The 23696-nt window shown below is 36.1% G+C and carries 24 protein-coding genes; 19 read left to right on the top strand and 5 right to left on the bottom strand.

Features of this window, described 5'->3' with window-relative positions:
* Positions 1-187: 187 nt before the first annotated feature.
* From tyrS to FHL05_RS10530, 6 genes are all read left to right on the top strand, one after another.
* Entirely contained in the window at positions 188-1432 is a 1245-nt protein-coding gene (gene tyrS / locus FHL05_RS10555; RefSeq protein ID WP_153384317.1) for a tyrosine--tRNA ligase, read from the top strand.
* A gap of 263 nt (positions 1433-1695) precedes the next feature.
* Positions 1696-2643, top strand: coding sequence for an aspartate carbamoyltransferase catalytic subunit (locus tag FHL05_RS10550; RefSeq protein ID WP_153384316.1), 948 nt, complete (start codon positions 1696-1698; stop codon positions 2641-2643).
* Positions 2603-3874 carry a dihydroorotase gene (locus FHL05_RS10545; protein WP_153384315.1) on the top strand — a complete coding sequence of 424 codons (1272 nt, stop codon included), beginning with the start codon at positions 2603-2605 and terminating at the stop codon, positions 3872-3874. The genes FHL05_RS10550 and FHL05_RS10545 overlap by 41 nt, the downstream gene beginning before the upstream one ends.
* 16 nt (positions 3875-3890) lie before the next feature.
* On the top strand, positions 3891-4583 hold the full coding sequence (pyrF, locus tag FHL05_RS10540; protein WP_153384314.1) for an orotidine-5'-phosphate decarboxylase: 693 nt from the start codon (positions 3891-3893) through the stop codon (positions 4581-4583).
* The gene (gene pyrE / locus FHL05_RS10535; RefSeq protein ID WP_153522627.1) at positions 4583-5221 is read left to right on the top strand and encodes an orotate phosphoribosyltransferase; all 639 of its coding nucleotides are present in this window, start codon (positions 4583-4585) and stop codon (positions 5219-5221) included. The genes pyrF and pyrE overlap by 1 nt, the downstream gene beginning before the upstream one ends.
* Entirely contained in the window at positions 5221-6369 is a 1149-nt protein-coding gene (locus tag FHL05_RS10530) for a quinone-dependent dihydroorotate dehydrogenase (protein ID WP_153384312.1), read from the top strand. Before pyrE ends, FHL05_RS10530 begins: the two co-directional genes overlap by 1 nt.
* A gap of 67 nt (positions 6370-6436) precedes the next feature.
* On the opposite strand, the gene FHL05_RS10525 is transcribed toward FHL05_RS10530, so the two are convergent.
* From FHL05_RS10525 to FHL05_RS10510, 4 genes are all read right to left on the bottom strand, one after another.
* Positions 6437-6601: a hypothetical protein gene (locus tag FHL05_RS10525; protein ID WP_153384311.1), complete on the bottom strand. Its 165-nt coding sequence runs from the start codon at positions 6599-6601 to the stop codon at positions 6437-6439.
* Between the two features lie 62 nt (positions 6602-6663).
* Complete coding sequence (locus FHL05_RS10520) at positions 6664-7035, bottom strand: hypothetical protein (protein WP_153522625.1); 372 nt, start codon at positions 7033-7035, stop codon at positions 6664-6666.
* Positions 7036-7126: 91 nt separating this feature from the next.
* Positions 7127-8713 carry an L-lactate permease gene (locus FHL05_RS10515; protein WP_153522623.1) on the bottom strand — a complete coding sequence of 529 codons (1587 nt, stop codon included), beginning with the start codon at positions 8711-8713 and terminating at the stop codon, positions 7127-7129.
* 112 nt (positions 8714-8825) lie between these two features.
* Positions 8826-9089, bottom strand: coding sequence for a hypothetical protein (locus tag FHL05_RS10510; protein WP_153384309.1), 264 nt, complete (start codon positions 9087-9089; stop codon positions 8826-8828).
* Positions 9090-9193: 104 nt separating this feature from the next.
* Here FHL05_RS10510 and FHL05_RS10505 point away from each other — a divergent pair, with 104 nt between their 5' ends.
* On the top strand, positions 9194-9691 hold the full coding sequence (locus FHL05_RS10505) for an acyl-CoA thioesterase (RefSeq protein WP_153384308.1): 498 nt from the start codon (positions 9194-9196) through the stop codon (positions 9689-9691).
* A gap of 10 nt (positions 9692-9701) precedes the next feature.
* Here the strand turns inward: FHL05_RS10505 and FHL05_RS10500 are convergent, their stop codons facing one another.
* The gene (locus FHL05_RS10500; protein WP_153384307.1) at positions 9702-10244 is read right to left on the bottom strand and encodes a hypothetical protein; all 543 of its coding nucleotides are present in this window, start codon (positions 10242-10244) and stop codon (positions 9702-9704) included.
* Between the two features lie 166 nt (positions 10245-10410).
* On the opposite strand from FHL05_RS10500, the gene FHL05_RS10495 reads away from it, so the two are divergent.
* The 12 genes from FHL05_RS10495 to FHL05_RS10440 all read left to right on the top strand — a co-directional run bounded on the left by FHL05_RS10495 (position 10411) and on the right by FHL05_RS10440 (position 23597).
* Positions 10411-11916 (top strand): YfcC family protein, encoded by a 1506-nt coding sequence (locus FHL05_RS10495; RefSeq protein WP_153384306.1) that lies wholly within the window; start codon positions 10411-10413, stop codon positions 11914-11916.
* A 33-nt stretch (positions 11917-11949) separates the two neighbouring features.
* Positions 11950-13284 carry a M20 family metallopeptidase gene (locus tag FHL05_RS10490; protein ID WP_153384305.1) on the top strand — a complete coding sequence of 445 codons (1335 nt, stop codon included), beginning with the start codon at positions 11950-11952 and terminating at the stop codon, positions 13282-13284.
* A 166-nt stretch (positions 13285-13450) separates the two neighbouring features.
* Positions 13451-14755, top strand: a complete 1305-nt coding sequence (gene aroA, locus FHL05_RS10485) for a 3-phosphoshikimate 1-carboxyvinyltransferase (RefSeq protein ID WP_153384304.1) — start codon at positions 13451-13453, stop codon at positions 14753-14755.
* Between the two features lie 82 nt (positions 14756-14837).
* Positions 14838-15659 carry a Cof-type HAD-IIB family hydrolase gene (locus FHL05_RS10480; protein WP_153384303.1) on the top strand — a complete coding sequence of 274 codons (822 nt, stop codon included), beginning with the start codon at positions 14838-14840 and terminating at the stop codon, positions 15657-15659.
* Positions 15660-15894: 235 nt separating this feature from the next.
* Positions 15895-16203 carry a PTS sugar transporter subunit IIB gene (locus FHL05_RS10475; RefSeq protein WP_153384302.1) on the top strand — a complete coding sequence of 103 codons (309 nt, stop codon included), beginning with the start codon at positions 15895-15897 and terminating at the stop codon, positions 16201-16203.
* 102 nt (positions 16204-16305) lie between these two features.
* On the top strand, positions 16306-16641 hold the full coding sequence (locus tag FHL05_RS10470) for a PTS lactose/cellobiose transporter subunit IIA (protein WP_153384301.1): 336 nt from the start codon (positions 16306-16308) through the stop codon (positions 16639-16641).
* Positions 16642-16644: 3 nt separating this feature from the next.
* Positions 16645-18090, top strand: a complete 1446-nt coding sequence (locus FHL05_RS10465) for a 6-phospho-beta-glucosidase (RefSeq protein ID WP_153384300.1) — start codon at positions 16645-16647, stop codon at positions 18088-18090.
* A 36-nt stretch (positions 18091-18126) separates the two neighbouring features.
* Positions 18127-19584 carry a 6-phospho-beta-glucosidase gene (locus FHL05_RS10460; RefSeq protein ID WP_153384299.1) on the top strand — a complete coding sequence of 486 codons (1458 nt, stop codon included), beginning with the start codon at positions 18127-18129 and terminating at the stop codon, positions 19582-19584.
* Positions 19585-19722: 138 nt separating this feature from the next.
* A complete protein-coding gene (locus FHL05_RS10455) occupies positions 19723-20496 on the top strand; it encodes a MurR/RpiR family transcriptional regulator (protein WP_153522621.1) in 774 nt (257 codons plus the stop codon).
* Between the two features lie 139 nt (positions 20497-20635).
* Positions 20636-21943 (top strand): PTS cellobiose transporter subunit IIC, encoded by a 1308-nt coding sequence (celB, locus tag FHL05_RS10450; protein ID WP_153384297.1) that lies wholly within the window; start codon positions 20636-20638, stop codon positions 21941-21943.
* A gap of 21 nt (positions 21944-21964) precedes the next feature.
* Positions 21965-23050: a DUF871 domain-containing protein gene (locus FHL05_RS10445; protein ID WP_153522619.1), complete on the top strand. Its 1086-nt coding sequence runs from the start codon at positions 21965-21967 to the stop codon at positions 23048-23050.
* 58 nt (positions 23051-23108) lie between these two features.
* A complete protein-coding gene (locus FHL05_RS10440; protein ID WP_153522617.1) occupies positions 23109-23597 on the top strand; it encodes a GNAT family N-acetyltransferase in 489 nt (162 codons plus the stop codon).
* The last annotated feature ends 99 nt before the right edge of the window (positions 23598-23696 follow it).

Below are 23696 nucleotides of genomic sequence, written 5' to 3'. Positions count from 1 at the left end.
ATTAAGCGTATCAATCTTCAAATTTTTTGGCTCCGAGCAAGCTCGTCAGCCAAATAAAAAACAGCTAGACCAATTATGATCTAACTGCTTATGTAAACTGCCATCAACTTAATTTGACGAACAGCCCATTTATTGCAGAGGCGCTCTTTTTAGTTTTGTAACGAGGATTATTTTAGGAGGAAAATTTATGAATATTATTGATGAATTGTCATGGCGTGGCTTGATCAATCAACAATCAGATGAAAAAGGTCTAAGAGATTTAGTCGATTCAAAGGACATCTCTTTATATTGTGGGATGGATCCAACTGGCGATTCGATGCATATCGGTCACTTATTGCCATTTATGACTTTGGAAAGATTTGCTAACGCTGGACATCATCCATACATCGTTATTGGTGGAGCAACCGGCTCAATCGGTGATCCTAGTGGTAAAAAAGCTGAACGTCCTATGCAAACTATGGACCAAGTTAACCACAACGTTGAAGCCTTGAGCAATCAAGCTAAGAAAATTTTTAGCGACTTTACAATGGTCAATAATTACGACTGGACGCAACCAATCGGCATCCTAGATTTCTTGCGTGATTACGGTAAATTATTTAACGTCAACACAATGTTGAATAAGGAAATTATTTCAAGTCGTTTGGAAGCTGGAATCTCATTTACAGAATTCACTTACCAAATCCTACAATCACTCGATTTCCTTACGCTATACCGTCAACACAATGTTCAATTGCAAGTTGGTGGTGGCGACCAATGGGGTAATTTGACTGCTGGACTTGATTTGATTCACAAAGCCGAAGGACAAGATGCTAAAGTTTATGCGCTAACGATTCCTTTATTACTAAAAGCTGATGGTACAAAATTTGGTAAGACAGCTGGTGGCGCAGTTTGGCTTGATCCTAAGAAGACTTCACCTTATGAATTCTATCAATTCTGGTTCAATCAAGATGATAAAGATGTTATCAACTTGTTGAAGAAATTTACTTTCTTAACAAAAGACCAAATCGAGGACTTAGCAGAATCTGTTAAGACCGCACCAGAAAAACGTTTAGCTCAAAAAACATTGGCTCAAGAAGTAACGAAGTTCGTTCATGGAAAAGAAGCTTTGAAGACAGCTGAAAAAATCACTGACGTATTGTTTTCAGGTGAAATTCAAGAATTAACGACACAAGAAGTTGCTGAAGCTTTCCATGGCGTTCCTAGTGAAGAAATTCCAGCCGAAAAAATCAACTTAGTCGATCTTTTGATTGCTGTTAATGTCGATAAATCTAAACGTCAAGCTCGTGAAGATATTCAAAATGGTGCTATTAGAATCAATGGCGAAAGATTAACTGATACAACAATTGAAATTGATCCAAAAGATTCATTTGACGGCAAGTACATCGTTATTCGTCGTGGTAAGAAGAAGTATTTCTTAGCTAAAATTAAATAAAACTGTTGACTGAATGTGTGAAATCGTTTATATTATTTGCAACGAAAACTTTTAATCAAGTCCTGTGAGGCTTGGAAGGTTACTTACACATCAAACGCAAAAAGTGTAAACTTCCTTTCCTTGTGGGATAGGAAGTTTTTTGTTTACTTAAAAAAAATCAGGGAACTTTTAAATAGATCCAGCGAGGTCTAAAAGGTCAGGTTAAAACCAAACTTTTAGGGGTAGCTGGATGAAGGCTATCCCTTTTAATTTGGAGGAAAACAATGAAAAATATACTTTCTATGTCACAGTTATCAAATCAAGAGGTCTATGACTTAATCGATTCAGCGATGGAATTTAAGTCAGGCAAGAAGTCAAAAATAGGTGCTGATAAATTTGCTATCAATTTATTCTTTGAAAATAGCACTAGAACAAAATCAAGTTTCCAAGTAGCTGAAATGAAACTAGGAATGAACGAAATCCAATTTGATGCATCAACTTCTTCAACAACAAAAGGTGAAAGCCTTTATGACACGGTTAAAACTGAAGAAAGCATCGGTGCAAGCGTAGCAGTAATTCGTCACAGTCAAGATAAGTATTATGAAGATCTCGTTAACAATCATGATTTAAAAATCCATATCATTAATGGAGGCGACGGAACTGGTCAACATCCCTCACAATCATTATTAGATTTAATGACGATTTACGAACACTTTGGCAATTTCAATGGTCTCAAGGTTGGAATTATCGGTGATTTAAGTCATTCCCGGGTTGCTCATTCTAACGCTGAAATTTTAACTCGTTTAGGAGCTCAGATGTACTTCGGTGGGTTGAATGCTTGGTATACGCCAGAATTTGCGGAAATGGGGCCACATATGAATGTTGATGACTTATGTCGCGAAATGGACGTAGTGATGTTGTTAAGAGTTCAACATGAACGTTTGTCTTCTGAGGAGAATCAAAGTTTTTCAAAAGCTGATTATTTTAAAAATTATGGTTTAGATTCAACAAGAGTTGCCATGATGAAGCCTGATACGATGATTATGCATCCCGCTCCAATCAATCGTGGAGTTGAAATTGCTGATGATGTAGCAGAATGCGACAAATCGTATATTTTCCCTCAAATGGCTAACGGTGTCTTCATGCGAATGGCTATGATAGAAGCAGTTCTAGAAGGAGACGATTTGGAAAATGAAGTTGCTGATAAAAAACGCCAAGCTATTTTACGCTAAGAGATTAATTAATTGCGAAATTTTAATTGAAGATGGCAAGTTTGTTAATATTGCCGAAAAAATCCCAGCTGAGGGCATTAAAACAATCGATGCCGGGTTTAAGTTAGTAACTCCTGGGTTAGTTGATGTGCATGTACATTTTAGAGAACCTGGTCAAGTTCATAAAGAAACCATCAAAACGGGAACTTTGGCCTCAGCCCATGGTGGATTTACAACTGTCGGTGCTATGCCAAACGTGATTCCAGTGCCAGATGATTTAGAGAAATTTCAAAAACAAATTGAATTGAATCAAAAAAATTCGTTGATCAATACTTTGCAATATGCACCAGTTACCAAAGGTGAGACTAGTGACGAATTAGTTGATATTGAAGGTTTACAAAAATTAGGCGCTTTTGCCTTTTCTAATGATGGTCATGGAATTATGAATGCTCAGTCAATGTATTCAGCTATGGAAAGAATTGCTGCAATTAAAAGTCATTTAGCAGCCCATGTTGAAGATAAAGATTTATTCAATCATGGCGTAATCAATTTTGGTTCTGCTGCAAAACGCTTAGGCTTGCCAGGAATCAAACAAGTAGCTGAAACGTCTCAATTAGCTCGAGACTTGATTTTAGCAAAAGAAAATGGCGTTCATTATCATGTCTGCCATATTTCAACAAAAGATAGCGTCATGTTGGTAAGAATGGCTAAAGATGCAGGTATCAATGTTACTTGTGAAGTTTCGCCGCATCATTTATTGTTAAGCGACCAAAATATTTTAACAGATGACGCTAATTTTAAAATGAATCCGCCATTGCGAAGCGAAATCGACCGTCAAGCTTTGATTGAAGGGGTTTTGGATGGAACTATCGATATGATAGCGACTGATCACGCACCACATGCCAAAGCAGAAAAGGATCAAGGATTTGAAAAGAGTGCCTTTGGTATTACCGGAATTGAGACGGCCTTTCCTTTGTTGTATTCGCGATTAGTCAAAACTAGTTTGTTGAGTTTAGAAAGATTATTGACGCTGATGGCAGTAAATCCTGCTAAGTTGTTCGATATCAAAGAAGCAGGTCAGATTAAGGTTGGCCAAAAAGCTGATTTTTCAATCATTAATTTAGACGATCAGTATCAAATCAAAGAAGCTGATTTCTTATCAAAGGGAACTAATAGTCCTTTCATTGGTCAAGAGGTCTATGGACAAGTAGAAAAAACTTTTGTCAATGGAGAATGTGTTTACACGAATTAGAGAATGAGGGGTAAAAATGGATAAACCAGTTATAGTAGCATTAGATTTTGCAGATGATTTTGAATGTATTAATTTCTTGAATCAATTTCCAAAGAGTGAAAAGCTTTTCTTGAAGATTGGTCTAGAAATGTTTTGCCAATTTGGATATCCGTTCGTGCATAATTTGCGAGAGCGTGGATACAATATTTTTCTTGATTTAAAATTGCACGATATTCCCAACACGGTTAAGAGAACGTGCGAGATGATTGCAAAATGGGATGTTCAAATGTTGACAGTTCATGCTTCTGGTGGAGCAGAAATGATTGCTGCTGCTAAAAGTGGCTTGGCTGGTTCAAAGACTAAGTTGTTAGCAGTAACGCAATTGACTTCTTTGGGTCAAAATGAATTGGAAAATGAGTTGCAGATTCCTTTAAAATCAGCAGATTATGTCGCTCATTTGGCAAAATTAGCTTTTGATAATGGTGCCGATGGGGTGATTTCTTCAGCTCTAGAAGTACCAATGATAAAAGATGCTACTAGTTCTGATTTTCTGTGCATTACCCCTGGTATTAGACCTAAGTCAGCTCAAGTAGGAGACCAAAAACGTGTTGCAACGCCTGCTCAGGCAAGAACTTTGGGCAGCGACGGCATTGTTGTTGGGCGTCCAATTACACAGGCACAAGATGGTCATCAAGCATATATGAATATTTGTAAGGAGTGGAATAAATAATGGATAAATTTGCTGTTGCGAACAATATTGCAAGTCAATTATTAAGGATTAAGGCGGTGACTTTAAGTCCTAAGGAACCATTCACGTGGGCTAGTGGAATCAAGTCGCCGATTTATACTGATAATCGTTTGACTATTGCTTATCCTCAGTTTCGCCAAACAATTGCTCATGATTTAGCTGAATTGATTAAAGAAAAGTATCCGGAAGCAGAAGTTATTGGTGGAGTTGCTACAGCGGGCATCCCTCATGCCACAGGCGTTTCCAATATTTTAAATTTGCCGCTTAACTATGTGCGTCCTCAAAAAAAGGATCATGGTAAAAAGAGTCAAATTGAAGGCCGTTTGCAAAAAGGCGACAAAGTTGTTTTAATCGATGATTTAATTTCAACTGGTGGCAGTATTTTAAAGGCTGTGAAAGACATTCGAGAAGAAGGCGGAGAAGTAATTGGAACCGTTGCTATCTTCTCATATGACCTACCAGAAAGTACGCAAAACTTTGCCGATGAACGAACTAAGTTGTTCACTTTGACTGATTATCCAACCATGATTAAAGTTGCCCAAGATCAAGATTACGTTGAAGAAAATGATATGGAATTGTTGCAGCAATGGTATGAGAATCCGGAAAGTTGGGGTAAATGATGGACCTATATAAGTTAGTGCGACCAGCAATTTTCAAAATGGATCCAGAAGTTGACCATCAGATCGTGGCTTCAGGATTGAAAATGTTCAATCAGACTCCCGAAGTTTTAAAAAAGATTTTTCGAACTAAAAAATTTGATAATCTGAAAGTTACCGTCAAAGGCGTAACCTTTGATTCACCAATTGGAATTGCCGCTGGTTTCGACAAAAAAGCCGAATTTTACAATAGTCTAGGTGCTTTAGGGGCAGGTTTTGTTGAAATTGGCAGTATCACTAAAAATAATCAACCGGGAAACAAGAAAAAACGAATTTTTCGTTTGCCAGAAGATAATGCGATTATTAATCGAATGGGTTTAAATAATTTGGGCGTTGAAGAAACTAGAAAGCATCTTGCTAATACGCCTAGACACGTTAAATTAGGTATCAGTGTCGCTCCAGGACATGGTCTGGATAGTGAAGATATGATTGCTGAAATGGTAGAAGATATTCGCCAAATCCATTCATTTGCTGACTACATCGCTTTGAATCAAAGTTGTCCTAATCAAAAGGGCGTCACCACTTTACAAGAGATTCCAGTCGCAAAAAAGCTTTTACAAGAAATTCATAATTTACATATTAAAGAACCTGTTTTTTGTAAATTTGGGAATGATATTACTACTGAAAAATTATTGGAATTGCTCAAAGAAACGGGTGGCTTGATGGACGGAATCATTTTGACTAATACGGCATCTAATCCAAGTTCAATCCACAATAATTTGCAATCGCCTCATCATAATGAAGGCGGTGGATTGAGTGGAAAGCCTATTTTTAAAAAATCATTGAGTCTAACAAAGGCTATTCACCAAAACTATCCTGATCTGCCTATCATGTTTTCAGGTGGAGTCTTTACGCCAGAAGATGCAAAGGCAGCTTTGATGGCTGGCGCTAGTTTGGTTCAAGTGTACACAGGCTTTATCTACAACGGGCCTACGCTTTTGAACAGAATCAACCAATATTTGTCGAATGAAAAAGTATTAGATCAATTAGATTATTCTGATAGTATTTCAAAACAACCAGTACGTGATAGCAAGGACATTGAAGTAACTGAGCTTGAAAATGAAAAAATCGAATTAGACGCTAATTCTGGTGCGTCATTTCATGAAGAATAGATAGAAATAAAAGGGGATCTTCCTAGTTGGAATTAATTAATCCAACTAAGAAGACCCCCTTTTGATTTTAAAGAATAGTTATCATATTCTTATTTGCTTGGGCTATTTTTTCAGTTTTTGGCGTCGTCTTAATTTCCGATGAATTGGTGCTTTTTGTTCCCGTAACAATTGCGAGCAGTAAAATAATTGCTATTACAATAATGCCAATAATAAGCTTAACAGCGCTGTTCATAAACCAAAACCTCCTTAATTCAATAATTATAATCATAACATATGAAAAATTTTGGTTTGCTGTTAAATCTTTATTAATTTAATTTCATTTTGTAAATTTCTAATCTTACTTTTTTGTGAATCATCCAAAACATTCTCATCACCGATGATTGTCAAAATTTCATTGCCTAAATCCATAATTTTAATCGTAGCATCATTAGTTGTTAAAACTGAATAAACGGCCACAAAGGTTTTTAGCTCATCAAATTCGATAGATTTTTGAATATTATTTAGTTCCAAAATGGTTTTTGAAGTGCCGATTATCACTTGTTTAGCTCGTTGATTTTTTTCTTGTTTCTTTTTACGAGCTTGATAATATGGCAAAAATAATGCTACGCAAACAGCTAATAACTCTCCTAGACCTTCGACCCATTCGGCCAATGAACCCATTTCCATTTTTAGTTCCTCCAAAACAGTTGATTTCCTGATTTGAATAATACACCTAATAGAGGAAATGGCTTAGAAGAAAGTCCTTACTTATCTTTAGTTAGATGAAGAGAGTGAAAATAAATCCGACAATACCAACTAATAATCCATAAATTAAAGCTGGAGCAACTGTTTTACGTAGAATATTTCCTTCTTGACCTGATAGACCAACGACAGAACTAACGGAAACGATATTGTGAACACAGATCATGTTACCAGCAGCGGCCCCAATTAATTGGGCAGCTAAGACAAGATCTTGACCGACGCCAGCTTTAGAAGCAATGTCAGCTTGAATCTGTCCGAAAGTCAAGGTTGAAACAGTTGTACTACCAGTTACAAATGAACCTAATTGACCCAAGAATGGCGCAATGATAATCCAGATAGATGATAGGTATTTGGAAATCACCTTGGCAATATACATAGGCATGCTTGGTAAGTTTGTCGTATTCAATTCTGAGTTAGTAAAGATTTGAACCATAATCAAGGTTACGATTAGGGCCAGTGCAGTTGATTTCATAGAAAAGACAACTTTTTTAGCTGTTGGCAAAAAGCTTTTGAGCGACTTTACTTGAATCAAGAGTCCAATTATAACGGCGATAGTTAAAAGCGTTCCAGGTGAATAAAGAAATTCCCAGTCAGAGTTGATTTGCTTGAACCCAAGGATTGTAGTCCAAGAAAGATTCAAAGTCTCAGTTAAGAATCTTTTCAGTGGTGCAATCGTTCTTGTCGCTAAAAGCATGAGTATAACCACAATATATGGCGACCAGGCAGTCAGTAAAGACATTGAGGCATCATCTTTGATTTTCTTTTTAGAAATCGTCCAGGGCGTTTCAAAGACTGATTTAGGTAGAAGTAATTTCAATTTGATTGAAACGATTGCTACGATGATTGTGGCAAAAGGTGCAAGGATAGCAACAAATTCGTAACTGACCATAAATGAAACTAGAAGGGCGAAGAGACTATAAACCAATCCGATAAAGAGACTCCAAGGTATGAGCATTAAGAAGTCTTTTAACCGGTTATCGTCTTTTTTGCCAAATAAAAACGTTAACATGAAGATTAGTAATAGGGGCATAAAAGTACCTGAGAACAAATCTAGTTGCGTGATGCGTTGACCAATGGCATTCAAGAAATCAGCTTTTTCACTGACATTGCTTAATCCAACTGTCAATGGCGTACCAACTGCTCCAAATGATGCGGGCGTTGAATCAGCTACTAAGGCAAGCGTAACCGCGGCCATGGGTGAAAATCCTAGAGCAATCAATAATGGCGCTGTGACCATGGCAGGTGTTCCAAATCCTGAAACACCCTCAATTAAGCCTCCAAATAAAAATGCTACTAAGATTAGTTGTAGGCGCATGTCAGCAGATATTTTGTGAAACCCTGAATTGATTCGTTCAATTGCACCAGTGTGTTGAAGGGTAGTCAACATCATCAATGCTCCAAAGAGAATCCAAAGGATCGGCAAGGCTTTGTGGATGGATTGAAAAATTGAAGCTAATAAAACTTTTGAGGGCATTTTCCAGATGAAATAACCTTCTAATAAAACGATAAATGCACTGATCGACATCCCTTTGGTAGCCGGCATGTTGAGAATGCCTAATAAAACTAACGGCAAAATAACAGCAGAAAGTGCAATAAGAATCATAAAGTACTCCTTTTTAAACTAATTTTATATATTATATAATTTTTTACTTATTCTTGTGAACAATAACCTTAAAAATAATTAACAAAAAACGAACCCAATTAATTGAGTTCGTCTAAAGCATTTTAAATGGTCCTCCATCAATGCCCTTGGTAACTGTGACATCATCGGGATTAATTTTGGTATTATCTGTCAAAATTTTATTCAAATGTCTATTAAAATCCTCTTCACCCAACTGAGATTGGATGTGCCAAGCGGTATTGTTCCCGTTAGTGGATACGTTGCCTAATTCTCCAATTGATTCGATTGTTCGAGGATCAACTGAATTATCAGAGTTTATATCGATAAAATAATTCGTATACCAAAGTAGAAAAGCCATATTTCCCTCCAGAATTGTTATTAATGATATTATAATATAAATTTGAAATCGAAATTTGAAAAGTTAAAATATAATTATTTGATTAAAAAATGTGAGGTAGCTAAATGAAACAAATCACTTGTCAGGAAACAAAAACTATCAGTGAAAGAATCGTCTTTGCAGCTGATTTAAACGATAAACAGACGCTTTTTGGTGGTAAAACTTTAAGTCTATTGGATGAAAATGCTGGTTTGGCCAGTTTTAAAGTCGTACATGGAAAAATTGCAACAGCAGGTTATGACCATGTCAATTTTTGGCACCCAATCACTACTGAGAAACATATCAAAATCGAATCAATCGTAACAGGAATCAGCGGCAGACAAATTGAGGTTTTCACAAAAATCATCAGTCAGGATTTAAAAGATGATACTTCAGAGATTGCTTTTACAAGCTTTTGTACTTTAGTCGCTTTGCGTTCAAATAAATCTTTAGAGATGCCAAAACTTGTACCAGAAACAAAAGAAGAACAGTACCTTTGTGCAGGTTTTGCAAAACGTTTAATAGAGCGTCGAGAAAATTTTCAAAAAAAAGATGACTTCTTGAGTCATCTATCGCTGGATTAACAAAATTGCTTTAATCAATTTTTTGTTTTAAGAATTTTAAAGCTGTAGCCAAGCGAAAGAGGGCATTTTGTTTGTCATGAAGCTGATCGTAAGAAAGGTCTAAATCGATTTCGCTTTGATTGAGTTCCAATTTTAAGAAAAAGGGTTTTCTTGACCAAGGAAAAATCGATTGCTTAGCAGGTTTGATTGTTAAGAGGTTCTCTAATGAATAATCTTTGTCTTCTTCGATAACTTTAAAATTTTTGATTTGTGAATAACTGATAAATTGAAAATCTACATTTTTGGGAAATAAAATCATTTTTAATTTGTCTAAATACGAGTCCATCTTATAGTAAGAAATTCCATGATTTTCTAACTGCCAATGGCCAAATAAATCACGAAGATAAATTGGAAAGTAAACGCAAATACAGAGAAAAAGCATTATAAAAAATAATGCTAAACTTACTTTGAAATTGGCGATTAATCCTAATCCACCAGCAATTAAGCTTAAAATAAGGCTTACAATAATTGGACGATGATTGATTTTTTTACCAAATTCCATCGTATCAGTCATTTTAATCGCTCCTTTTTAGAATACTTATTAATATTGTAATATTTTGCAAACGTTTGCACAACTGTTCTTGAAAACATGACCATAAAAGTATTTTGATGCAAATCATTGTAATAGGCGATTTTATCGTATATCCTGAGTTTATATTAAATAATGGAGGGTTGAATTAATGGGAAAGAAAACCAAAAAATGGCAAATGCCATCGGCTTATACTATTTTGTTTTTCCTAATAATTCTAGTCGCAGTTTTGACTTGGATTATCCCCGCAGGACAGTATGCAACCACTAAAGCGGGAAATATTATTGCAGGTACATACAAAGCCCGAACAAGCAGTCCTCAAGGAATCTGGGATGTTTTTCTGGCTCCAATCAATGGTATGGTTGGAACTTCTGAGACTGAAGGTTCAATTTCAGTTTCACTCTTTATCTTAGTAATTGGTGGATTCTTAGGAGTCGTCAATAAAACGAAGGCTTTGGATGATGGAATTAGTTCCACTGTTCAAAAGTATCAAGGTAAAGAAAAAGCTTTGATTCCAATTTTAATGATATTATTTGCCATCGGTGGGTCAACATATGGTATGGGTGAAGAGACGATTGCTTTTTATCCAATCTTGATTCCGGTCATGATCAGTGTTGGTTATGATTCGATAACGGCTATTTCTATAGCTTTGATTGGCTCTCAAGTTGGTTGTTTAGCATCGACAGTTAACCCTTTTGCTACTGGAGTTGCTTCACAGACAATCAATATTTCACCAGGTAAGGGATTGATTCCACGTTTTATCTTGCTGATTATTGTAACAGCAATTAGTATCATTTATGTTATGCGCTATGCAGATAAAATCAAAAAAGATCCTTCACAATCATATGTTTTTGAACGCCGTGAAAAGGACTTACGTGAATTTTCCATGGCTGAAAGAACTGTTGGTCAAAAATTAACTAAGAAACAAAAAGCTGTGCTTTGGCTCTTTGCTTTAACTTTTATTGTAATGATTGCTAGTTTGATTCCATGGTCAAGTTTGAATCCAAATTGGACTTTCTTTGACCACTTCACTAAGTGGTTAACCAATGTACCATTCTTAGGTGCTTTGATTGGTAAAGATTTAGCTCCTTTAGGAACTTGGTACTTTACTGAAATCACGACGTTATTCTTGATGATGTCAGTTGTGATTATGTTTGTCTTTGGCATGAAAGAGTCTGAATATATCGATGCCTTTTTAGGCGGAATGAATGATTTTCTAAGCGTTGCTATTATCGTGGCGGTCGCACGTGGGATTCAAGTTATTATGAATAATGGATATATCACTGCCACCGTTTTGCACGCTGGTGAAACTGGCCTACAAAACCTTTCAGCTGGTGTTTTCATCGTTTTGACTTATATTTTCTACATTCCAATGTCATTTTTGATTCCATCGACTTCCGGACTTGCTGCAGCTACCATGGGAATTATGGGACCATTGGGCAAATTCTCTGGCGTTGATGGTTCACTAGTTATTACCGCCTATCAATCAGCTTCTGGGTTGGTCAACTTGATTACGCCAACTTCTGGTATCGTAATGGGCGCTTTAGCAATTGGCCACGTCGACATTGTTAAATGGTGGAAGTACATGTGGAAATTAGTCGCTATTTTGTTTGTAGTTGTTGCTGTGTTCTTAGTTGTTTGCTCAATGTTTAAATAAGTTATTTAAATAAATTTTTAGGGGAATTTTAGAATGGAAAAGTTTATTACAGATCAAATTCAAGAAGAGGCTATTAATGATTTAAGCAAGTTAGTTGGAATTGCTTCGTTCAATGAGCCCAAAGAATCTAAAGCACCATTTGGAAAAGGACCTAAGAAGGCTTTAGATGAAGCTTTGTCCTTAGTTGAAAAGCTAGGTTTCAAAACTTTTGAAGATCCAAACGGTTATTATGGCTATGCTGACATCGGTGAAGGCGACCAAACTTTTGGAATCGTTGGTCATTTGGATGAAGTCCCAGCGGGAAACTTAGAGGCTTGGGATGTTGAACCTTATAAATTAACGCAAAAGGATGATAAACTTTATGGTCGTGGCACTCAAGACGATAAAGGTCCTACGATTGCAGCTATTTATGCTATCAAAGCAATTCTTGATAAAGGTTATAAATTCAATAAGAAAATTCGAGTGATTTTTGGGACTGATGAAGAAATCTTATGGAGATGTTTGGCAGAATACAATAAGAAAGAAGATCCCATCGATATGGGAATTGCTCCCGATGCAGAATTTCCATTGATTTATGCTGAAAAGGGCTTGCAACAGTCATATCTAACTGGTCCTGGTTCAAATGAATTGAACATTGACTTAGAAAATGCCTTTAATGCTGTACCTGGAAAAGCTATTTATGATGGTCCAAAACAAGCTGAAGTATATGCTGCTTTACAAAATCATAACTTTGAGGCTGAACACCAAGATGGTCAAATTGAAGTTGCCGGAAAATCTGTTCACGCAATGAATGCACCACAAGGAGTCAATGCTGTAGTTAGATTGGGTATTGCCTTGAGTGACGTCTATCCTGATATTAAGGTATTGCAATTTCTCAAAGCCTTTGGTGAAGATGCTAATGCTACAAATTTGTTAGGCGATGTTTCTGATGATGTTTCTGGTAAATTGACTTTTAATATTTCCAGCTTAAAGATTACTAAAGATGAGTCGAGAATGCAGATTGATATGAGAATTCCTGTCAAAGTTGACCATGACGAATTGATTCAAAAAGTTTCTGATTCTGTCGCAAAATTTGATTTGAAATATGAAGATTTTGATTACGTTGCACCACTTTATGTACCAACAGATAGTGAATTGGTTAAGACCTTGATGAAGACTTATCAAGATTTAACTGGCGACACAAAATCTCAACCAGCAATTTCTGGTGGCGCAACTTTTGCGAGAACAATGCACAACTGTGTGGCTTTTGGGGCAATGTTGCCAACCACTCCTGATTTCATGCACCAAGCTAATGAGAATTGGAGCAAAGCTGATATGAAAAAAGCAATGGAAATATTCGCTGAAGCTATATACAGATTATGTGTTTAATGAATAAATTATTTTAAAATAGGGCAGATGTCCTATTTTTTTTATTCTCAAGACTTTAAGTTTGTTTTATATTTGAAAATTAGGTAGCGTAACAGTATGAAAGCAATAAGAGGGCATTTGATTAATATATAATGAAACGCTTATAAATATATTTGAGGTGTAATGAATGTTTGATTATAATACGCGACCATCTAAATTTAAGTTTCAAGGTGAGGTTACAGTACCTGGGGATAAAAGTATTGCACATCGAGCTATAATTTTTGGTGCGTTAGCAAAGGGAGTTACGCAAATCAGTAATTTTACGTACTCTTACGACTTAGCTGTTACAGCTAAGATTTTTCAACAATTAGGGGCGAAGATTCATACCGAAATAAGTAATAATGACATGATTATCAAAGGTGTCGATCATAAGTTCAAGCCACTCGATGAACCATTGAATATTGACAACGTCGGGACTTTAGAGAGCTTATTATTAGGTGCCTTAGCAAGTAGCAATAACCCATACGAAATTCGTGGAGGAGACTATTTAAGCAAGCGCTCGGCGACAGATTTGTTGAACCTTTTCAAAAAAATGGGAGCTAATTATCAGTTTTTAAGCGATGAAACTCTGCCATTGAAAATCCAAGGCAACGATAATTTGAAAGGAATCACTTACCAGCAGGATATTTCTAGTGCTCAAATTAAGGGTGGTCTAGTTATGGCTGGAATTTTTGCCAATTCCGAAACAAAAATTATCCGGAAACTTCCAACTAGAAATCACACCGAGGTATTAGCTAATTATTTTGGTGCAGATGTGTCAGTTGACCCAGATATTATTGTTGTTCATCCAGGTCACAGTCGACTCAAAGGTCAGGATTTGACGATTCCGGGAGATTTTTCATCAGCTGCAGCATACATCGCTGGAGCCTTGATTTCTCCGGACAGTCAGATAACTTTGCCTAAAGTAGGTCTTAATGAGACTAGAATTGGCCTCTTAAACGTTGCTAAGCAAATGGGGGCTAAGATTCAAATAGAGAATCGCTCAGTTGATAGCGTGGAACCTTTTGGCGATTTGATTATTAAATATCAACAACTTCACGGGACTGAAATTAATGCGAAACAAATTCCTTTCATTATTGATGAAATACCTTTAATAGCCTTGATGGCTTCACAAGCTAAAGGACAAACGGTTATTAGAGGGATTCATGATGCCCATTTGCAGATTAGTGACCGAATCAGAAATATGCGTGTCGAATTGGCAAAGTTAGGTATCGTTATGCAAGTTAATGATGATTACATTGTCATACAAGGAGAACAAAAAGTAGTCGTTAAAGACGATGTCGATAGTCATAATGATCATCGAATAGCGATGATGCTTTGTGTAGCTTCAATTTTAACTGACACGCCCTTTAAAATTAAAAATATTGAAGCAATCGATATATCGTATCCGGGATTCATTTCTGACTTTAAGAAAATCCTTGTAGCACGATAATTTATTAATAAGACTTCTTTTTTATGAGGGAGTGTCGTATCATTAATTTAAATTGTTTTTGTGTAAGGGGTTACTTTTATAGATGATTGAATTTATTGGAACTGATTTGGACGGAACTTTGTTAAATAGCTACAGCAAAATATCTTCTGAAAATATTCGTGCAGTTCGTGCTGCAGTCAGTTCCGGGATTAATTTTGCTATTTGTTCAGGAAGAACACTTGATTCAGTTAATAAATTTTTTGCCAATGATTTAAAAGTTCCAGGTTTTCGAGTCGTTTTGAATGGGGCTGTAGTAGTTGATTCCGATGGCAAAAAAATTATTGATCAACCATTAGACCATGGTGTAGTTGCTGAAATCCTTAAACGAAGCGAGTTCAGTAAATTCAAAGTAGTTTTAGATGGATTAAACGATATTTATATTTATGATCCACGACATAGTTTTACAACTTATTTTGAAGGAATGAGTCGACATCATTTGAAAGCTCGTTCGATGGAGGATTTAATCAAAGTCAATAATCGAAATGATTTTGATATTTATAAAGTTTGTTTCAGCTGTCCACCTAAAAGATTGCCTGAATTACAAAAGAAATTGGAATCCTTCACGTCTTTGCCGGTCACGATTAGTCGGTCAGGTAGTTATTATTTTGAAATAAATGGACAAGATGTTACTAAGTTGTCTGCTTTGCAAAAAATTTCTGAGTTTGCAAATATTCCCATGGTTGATTTTATGACATTTGGTGATTATGGAAATGATTTAGAAATGGTTAAAGAAGCTGGTTATGGCGTTGCAATGGAGAATGCCATCGATAGTGTTAAAGATGTTGCCTGGAGAATTACACAAAGCAATAATCAAGACGGCGTAGCCAAAATGATTGATCGAGTTCTAAAAGGTGAATTTAAATAAAAACTGTTGATTTATTAAAATTGACAGTTTTTTTTGACCAAATTTTTCAGCAGGAACATTTGTAAAATAGTAGAACGCTAAGTATAAAAATGTTTAGAAATTTTTGTTTTTTAGTAAAAACATCTTGATAAAGTTTGATTGTCGTTATACAATCTAATTGTTCTATGAAAGCGTTTTTAGCAAACGTTTTAATGAGAAAACAAATAAATGATTTTAATAAAAGGGGTTTTTGATTATGGCTGAAAAAACAATTATGTTATGTTGTGCTGCTGGTATGTCAACAAGTTTATTAGTTACAAAGATGCAAAAGGCTGCTGAAAGTGACGGAATCGATGCAGAAATTTTTGCTACCTCCGCTGCTGATGCAGATGCAAAATTGGATGAAAAAAAGCCTGATATCTTAATGCTTGGACCTCAAGTTAGATATTTAGAGGGACAATTCAAAGGTAAGTTAAGCATTCCTGTTGAAGTTATTAATATGCAAGACTACGGAATGATGAATGGTGAAAAAGTTCTCAAAGAAGCTGTTAAATCAATCGGCTAGTCTTTGATATGTAAAACTTAAAGGGTGCAAATACTTGCACCCTTTTAATTTTAAAAAATAAAGTAAGCGTTTAAATTAATTTAAAGTTGAGGAGAAGTAATTATGGCAGAAGAAACACATGATAAACAACTAGAAACAGTAATGGGCTTGATTATTAACGGTGGAAATGCCAAGAGTTCTGCTTTTGAAGCTATCAATGCTGCCAAAAAGGGCGATTTTGAACTTGCAGAAAAGAAATTAAAGGAATCAGACCAAGCTTTAGTCGATGCTCACAATACTCAAACAGGGATGTTAACTAAAGAAGCTAATGGTGAACATGCTACCGTGACACTTTTGATGGTCCACTCACAAGATCACATTATGAATGCTATTACCTTTAGAGATTTAGCAGGAGAAATCGTTGACTTGTACAAGAGACTTGATAAAGAAGGAAAATAATTTATGAGTGAAGGAATAAAAATGCCCGATGGTTTTCTTTGGGGAGGAGCTGTTGCCGCTCACCAACTAGAAGGTGGCTGGAATGAAGGCAATAAAGGTGTCAGCATCGCTGATGTCATGACTTCTGGGTCTAAAGATGTTGCTCGAAAAGTTACCGATGGCGTCAAAGATGGCGAAATTTATCCAAATCACTGGGGTAATGATTTTTACCACAAATATCCTGAAGATATTAAGCTATTTGCTGAATTAGGACTTAAATGCTTTAGAACTTCAATTGCTTGGACAAGAATTTTTCCCAATGGCGATGAGAAAGAACCTAATGAAGCTGGTCTGAAGTTTTATGATGATATGTTTGATGAATGTTTGAAATATGGAATTCAACCTGTTATCACCTTGTCACACTTTGAAATGCCATATCACTTGGTAAAAGAATATGGCGGCTGGAGCAATCGCAAGATGATTGAATTCTTCGACCACTTTGCTGAGGTTTGTTTCAAACGCTATAAAGATAAAGTTAAATATTGGATGACTTTCAATGAAATCAATAATCAAACCGACTGGCGCGATCCACACCCATTGTTGCAAGATTCTGGCTTGCAGTTAGGTAAGGATGACAACTGGGAAAAGGAAATGTTCCAAGCTGCCCATTATGAATTCGTGGCCAGCGCTAAAGCAGTTCAAATTGCTAAAAAGATTGACCCATCATTACAAGTAGGATCAATGATTGCAATGTGTCCGGTTTATCCTTTGACTTCTAAGCCGGCAGATATCATGAAAGCCGAACGTGCAATGCAATATCGTTATTACTTTGGCGATGTGCAAGCTCTAGGTTTTTATCCAGAGTGGATTCAAAAATACTGGGAACGTAAAGGCTATGATTTGGATATCACCAATGCAGATTTAGCAACTATTAAAGCTGGCGTTGTGGATTACGTTGGTTTTAGTTATTACATGTCATTTACAACTAAAGCTAAAGAGGGCGAGACCCACTTTGACTATGATGAAGATAACGATTTAGTATCCAATCCTTATGTTGAAAAATCTGATTGGGGTTGGCAAATCGATCCAGTTGGTTTGCGTTATGCAATGAATTGGATGACGGATCGTTGGCATAAGCCACTATTTATCGTTGAAAATGGTTTTGGTGCCTACGATAAATTAGAAAAAGATGGTTCAATTCATGATCCATATCGTATTTCTTATTTCCACGATCATATTTTACAAATGGAAAAAGCTGTCAAAGAAGACGGTGTCAATTTGATTGGTTACACGCCTTGGGGCCACATTGATTTGATTTCAGCAAGTACCGGTGAGATGAAAAAACGTTATGGCATGATTTATGTCGACCAAGACGATGAGGGAAATGGCAGTCTTAAACGTTATAAGAAAGATTCCTTTGCTTGGTATCAAAAAGTCATCTCTTCAAACGGTGAAGATATTTCCGAATAAATAATTAAAAGATATAAGATTAAGTGAGGTTTTTATATGACTGAAGTAACAAAAAGTGGTTTAAGAAAAGACTTCTTATGGGGAGGAGCTGTTGCCGCTAACCAACTTGAGGGAGCTTGGAACGTTGACGGTAAAGGTGTCAGTGTTTCTGACATTATGACAGCTGGTGCTTATCAACATCCCCGTGAAATTACTGATGGCGTGATTGCTGGCAAGAATTATCCAAATCATGAAGCAATCGATTTTTATCACCATTATAAAGGCGATATTAAATTATTTGCTGAGATGGGATTTAAGAGTTTTAGAACTTCAATTGCTTGGACAAGGATTTTTCCCAAAGGCGATGAAAAAGAACCTAATGAAGCAGGCTTAAAGTTTTATGATGATTTGTTTGATGAATGCTTGAAATATGGCATTCAACCAGTTATTACTTTGTCACATTTTGAAATGCCATATCACTTAGTTAAAGAATATGGCGGCTGGCGTAATCGTAAGGTTATCGACTTCTTTGTTAAATTTGCAACTGTTTGTTTCAAACGTTACAAAGATAAGGTTAAGTATTGGATGACCTTCAATGAAATCAATAACCAAACTACGTACACAAATGACTTTTCAATTGCAACTGATTCAGGCTTGATTTTTAGAGATAATGAATCCGAACAAGAACGTGAAGCTTTAATGTACCAAGCATCACATTATGAGGTTGTTGCAAGTGCGTTAGCTGTTAAAATTGGTCACCAGATCAATCCTGATTTTAAAATTGGTAATATGCTCAATTTCACACCCGTTTATCCAGCTTCTTCAGATCCAAAAGATATTCTTTTAGCTGAAAAAGCCATGCAAAGACGTTACTGGTGGGGTGATGTTCAGGCTTTAGGTGAGTATCCTGTTGGGATGGAAGCATACTTTAAGAATCATGACTTAAGACCTGATATCACTGCTGAAGATCGTGTTGTTTTAAAAGAAGGAACAGTTGATTATGTTGGCTTTAGTTACTATAATTCCATGACTGTTAAATATAGCGACGATAATCCAGAATTCAAGTTCGTTGGTGATCGTGAAACCGTTAAGAATCCTAATCTAAAATATAACGATTGGGGTTGGCCAGTTGATCCTATTGGTTTGCGTTACTCAATGAATTGGTTGACTGAACATTATCACAAGCCATTGATGATTGTTGAAAATGGTTTCGGTGCTTATGATAAAGTTGAAAAAGACGGCAGCATTCATGATGATTATCGTGTCGATTATCTACGTGCTCACGTTGAACAAATGATTAAAGCAGTCAATGAAGACGGTGTTGATCTCTTAGGCTACACACCTTGGGGTTGTATTGATTTAGTTTCTGCTGGAACTGGTCAAATGTCGAAACGCTATGGCTTTATCTATGTCGATAAAGACGATGAAGGTAAAGGGACACTTGAACGTTCAAAGAAGGATTCATTCTATTGGTATCAAAAAGTAATCCGTTCAAACGGTTCACAATTAGACTGAATTCAATAAAAAAAGCTGAAACAAAATTAAAAATATTTTGTTTTAGCTTTTTTAGTTATAGAATATGTAACTTGTTACATTTATAATAATAATAGTTTTACTAAAAATGATATATACCAATAAAAAGGAGGTTTGAATATGTTCCCATACCAAAAAGTACATGAATTGAATCGGCTTGAGTTGATAGTTTATAAATATATTATCGGTCATACTAAAGAAGTTCAAAATATGACAATTCGTGAAATGGCAGATGCAGCACATGTTTCAACGACAACTATTTTGAGATTCTTGAAAAAGATGGAATATAGCGGCTTTTCAGAATTTAAATTTGCTTTAAAACAAAGTTTGAAACAACCGGCTAAATCCCAACAAGATCCTAGCATGGAACCAATTAAAAATTTCTTCCAGCTAGTAGCAGATGAAGAACCCTTTGATAATAAGGTTAATCAAGCTGCTGACATGATCAATGCTTCAGATTTAGTTTTGTTTTTTGGAGTCGGAAACAGTGGTCGCATAGCTCAATATGGTGCTAGCATTCTATCAAGTTATGGTATTTATGCCTTGCCAATTATTGATCCATTCCAACCTGAACCTTTCTCGGACCGAGATTTTAGTAAGACGCTTTTAATCTTAGTATCAATCTCTGGGGAGACAGATCAAGTGTTAGAGCAGGCCAGGTATTACAAGAAAAATGGTGCTGAAACAATTGCTCTAACGGCTAACTCATATTCAATTTTGAATCAGATAACTGATTTTTCGATTTCTTATGATACGCCACAAAATCGTAAAGGGCATATTAACGTTACAACGCAAGTGCCAATCGTTTATACAATGGAACAGATTTCCAATTGTGCTTACCATAAAATGGTAGACCATATTGATAATCGTTTTACGGAACATGTCACAGATTAGTGACGTGTTTTTTTATAAAAATATATTACTAACTGGCATAAAACTATACACATCTTAATGAAAAGGTTTACAATGGTTTTTGTAAGCGGATAACAGTGTTTCTGCTTAGTAACAAATTTCATTTGAGGGGGTTTTACATATGGCTGGAAAGAAATCTAACAGCTTCGTCCAAGATAAGATTATTCCTATCGCCGGCAAGCTTGCTTCTTCACGTCATTTGATTGCTTTGCGTGATGGTATGACATTGGCCGTTCCAATGATCATCATTGGTTCAATCTTCATGATCATTGCACAATTTCCAATTCAAGCCTATCTAGACTTCATGGCTAGTATCTTTGGTAAGAATTGGGCAACAGTTCTACAATATCCAACTAACGCTTCATTCCATATTATGGGTTTGGTTGCCGTTATTGGTATCTCTTATAACTTAGCTAAAAGTTATAAAGTCGATCCAATTTCTGCATCAATTGTTTCCTTGGGTGCTTTTATTTTAACTATCCCATTGAAAACAGATAAAGCTGGAGCATTGTGGATTCCATTAACACAATTTGATTCAGCTGGACTATTTACAGCTATTATCGTCGGCTTATTTATTACCGACTTCTACGTTTGGATGGTTCACAAGAACTGGACGATCAAGATGCCTGATACAGTTCCACCTGCAGTAAGTAATTCATTTGCTGCTTTGTTCCCAGGTTTCTTAGTTCTATTGCTTGTTTGGTTGATTCGTCTAGGTGTTGAAGCAACACCAATGCAAAGTATTCCAAACATCATTTCCTTCTTCTTAGCTGATCCATTGAGTCACTTGAGTAATACATTGCCAGGTGCTCTAGTAGCCGAATTCTTAGTTTCATTCCTATGGGTCTTCGGTATTCACGGTGCTAACGTTGTTTCTGGTGTTATGATGCCTATCTGGTTGACAGCACTAAATGCTAACCACGCTGCCTTTACAGCTGGCAAAGCACTTCCAAACATTGTTACAACATCATTCTTTGATAACTTCGTTCACATGGGTGGTTCTGGTGCCACAATCGGTTTAGCCTTCTTGCTAGCCTTTGCTTCTAAGAGTAAAGAGTTGAAGACCTTAGGTAAATTGGTTGCCGGGCCTGCAATCTTTAATATTAATGAACCTATCTTGTTCGGATTACCAATCGTTATGAACTATAGATTATTAGTTCCATTTATTTTGACACCACTTATTAATGTTTTGACAACTTATATTGGTATGGCAACAAACTTAGTTGCAAGACCAATGGGTGTCTATATTCCATGGACAACTCCACCAATCCTTTCTGGATTCATTGCAACTGGTCACATTTCCGGTTCAGTCATGCAAATTATCAACATTATTCTTGATACTTTGATGTACTGGTACTTCTTCAAGTCAATGGATAAAGAAAAATTGGCCGTTGAACTTGGTAAGACTAAAGAAGCTGCTGCTAAATAATAATTTTTTGGAGGTCTCGTTTTGAGAAGACTCGGATTATCGCTTTATCCAGAGCATTCAACTTTAGATGAAGATAAAAAGTATCTCGATACTGCTAGTAAACTTGGTTATTCTAGAATTTTTGCCTCATTGCTTGAATTAGGCGATGACAAAGATAAAACTATCAACCGTTTTAAAGAAACAATTGCTTATGCAAATAAACTAGGGTTTTTAACGATTGTTGATATGAATCCACGTTTGTTTAAAGCACTAGCTATCAGTTATGATGATCTATCATTTTTCCATGAGCTTGGTGCCTATGGAATTAGATTAGATGAAGGCTTCTCTGGTATGGAAGAAGCTAAGATGACTCGTAATCCTTACGGATTGAAGATTGAAATCAATATGAGTTCTGGTACGCATTATTTGGACAATATTATTTCTTATCATCCCGATAAAAATAATCTTTTAGGTTGTCATAATTTCTATCCTCAAAGATATACTGGATTAGGCGAGAAGTTTTTTATCAAGTGGTCGAATTTCTTCAAGAAACGCAATATCCACTCAGCTGCTTTTGTCAGTTCGCATGAAGCAACCTTTGGTCCTTGGCCAGTTCAAGATGGTCTGCCAACTTTGGAAGACGATCGTGACTTGCCAATCGAAACTCAAGTTAAGCATTTGCTTTTGACTGGGGTAGTTGATGATGTAATTATTGGAAACACTTATGCTTCTGATGAAGAATTAAAAAAAGCTGCAACTGCCTTTTATGCAACATACCCAACTTTGAAAGTAGATTTGTCCTCCAATATCACAGATCTCGAAAAAGAAGTTGTCTTAAAATCTACTCATGTATATCGTGGTGATGCATCTGATTATTTGTTACGTAGTACAATGACACGAGTTAAATACCGTGATGGGTACTTCCCTGCCCATGATACTCAAGATATCCAACGAGGCGATATCATCATTGTTAATGAAGACTACGGTCAATACAAAGGTGAGACGCAAATAGCACTTCGCGATATTAAAAATGATGGTCGTCGTAATATTGTGGGACACCTGAATTCTAACGAGGCTTTCTTGTTGAGTTATATCGAGCCTTGGAGTAGTTTTAAGTTGGTTGAATAAAAAAAACAAAAAAGATACTATTCGCAAAAGAATAGTATTTTTTTATGGGGAGAATAATATGAATAAATATTTATTAGCGAAAGATGATTTTGATAAGTTCTATGATTTATATTTATATTCATTTAATCGGACCGATTCTAAACAACGGCGTGACGTGCTTAAAGAACGGTATGATCATTCAAAAGTATATGGCATCATGAATGAATCGAATTTAGGCAGCGGTTTATTAAGTATTCCATTCAATATTAATTTTCACGGGGTGGATTTTAAGATGAATGGAATTGGGGATGTCATGAGTGCTCCCGAGTTTGGCGGGCGAGGAGGCGCTAGTTCATTGATGAAAGCAGCCTTATCTGATATGTATCAAGATAACGTGACGCTTTCGTATTTAGCACCATTTTCCTTTGGCTACTATCGTCAATTTGGCTATGAACAAGTCTTTGACCACACGAAGATTACGATTAAAAATACTGATTTGCCCAAAGTTGAAGTTGGTCAACACGGCCACGTTAAACGTTTAAATAGGCTGTTCGTCAAATTAAGTTGATGGCAGTTTACATAAGCAGTTAGATCATAATTGGTCTAGCTGTTTTTTATTTGGCTGACGAGCTTGCTCGGAGCCAAAAAATTTGAAGATTGATACGCT

The organism is Companilactobacillus halodurans (assembly GCF_009600995.1).
In the GTDB taxonomy this organism is placed as follows: domain Bacteria; phylum Bacillota; class Bacilli; order Lactobacillales; family Lactobacillaceae; genus Companilactobacillus; species Companilactobacillus halodurans.
The sequence above is the reverse complement of the archived record's forward strand: the minus strand, read 5'-3'. Positions and strand labels throughout refer to the sequence as shown.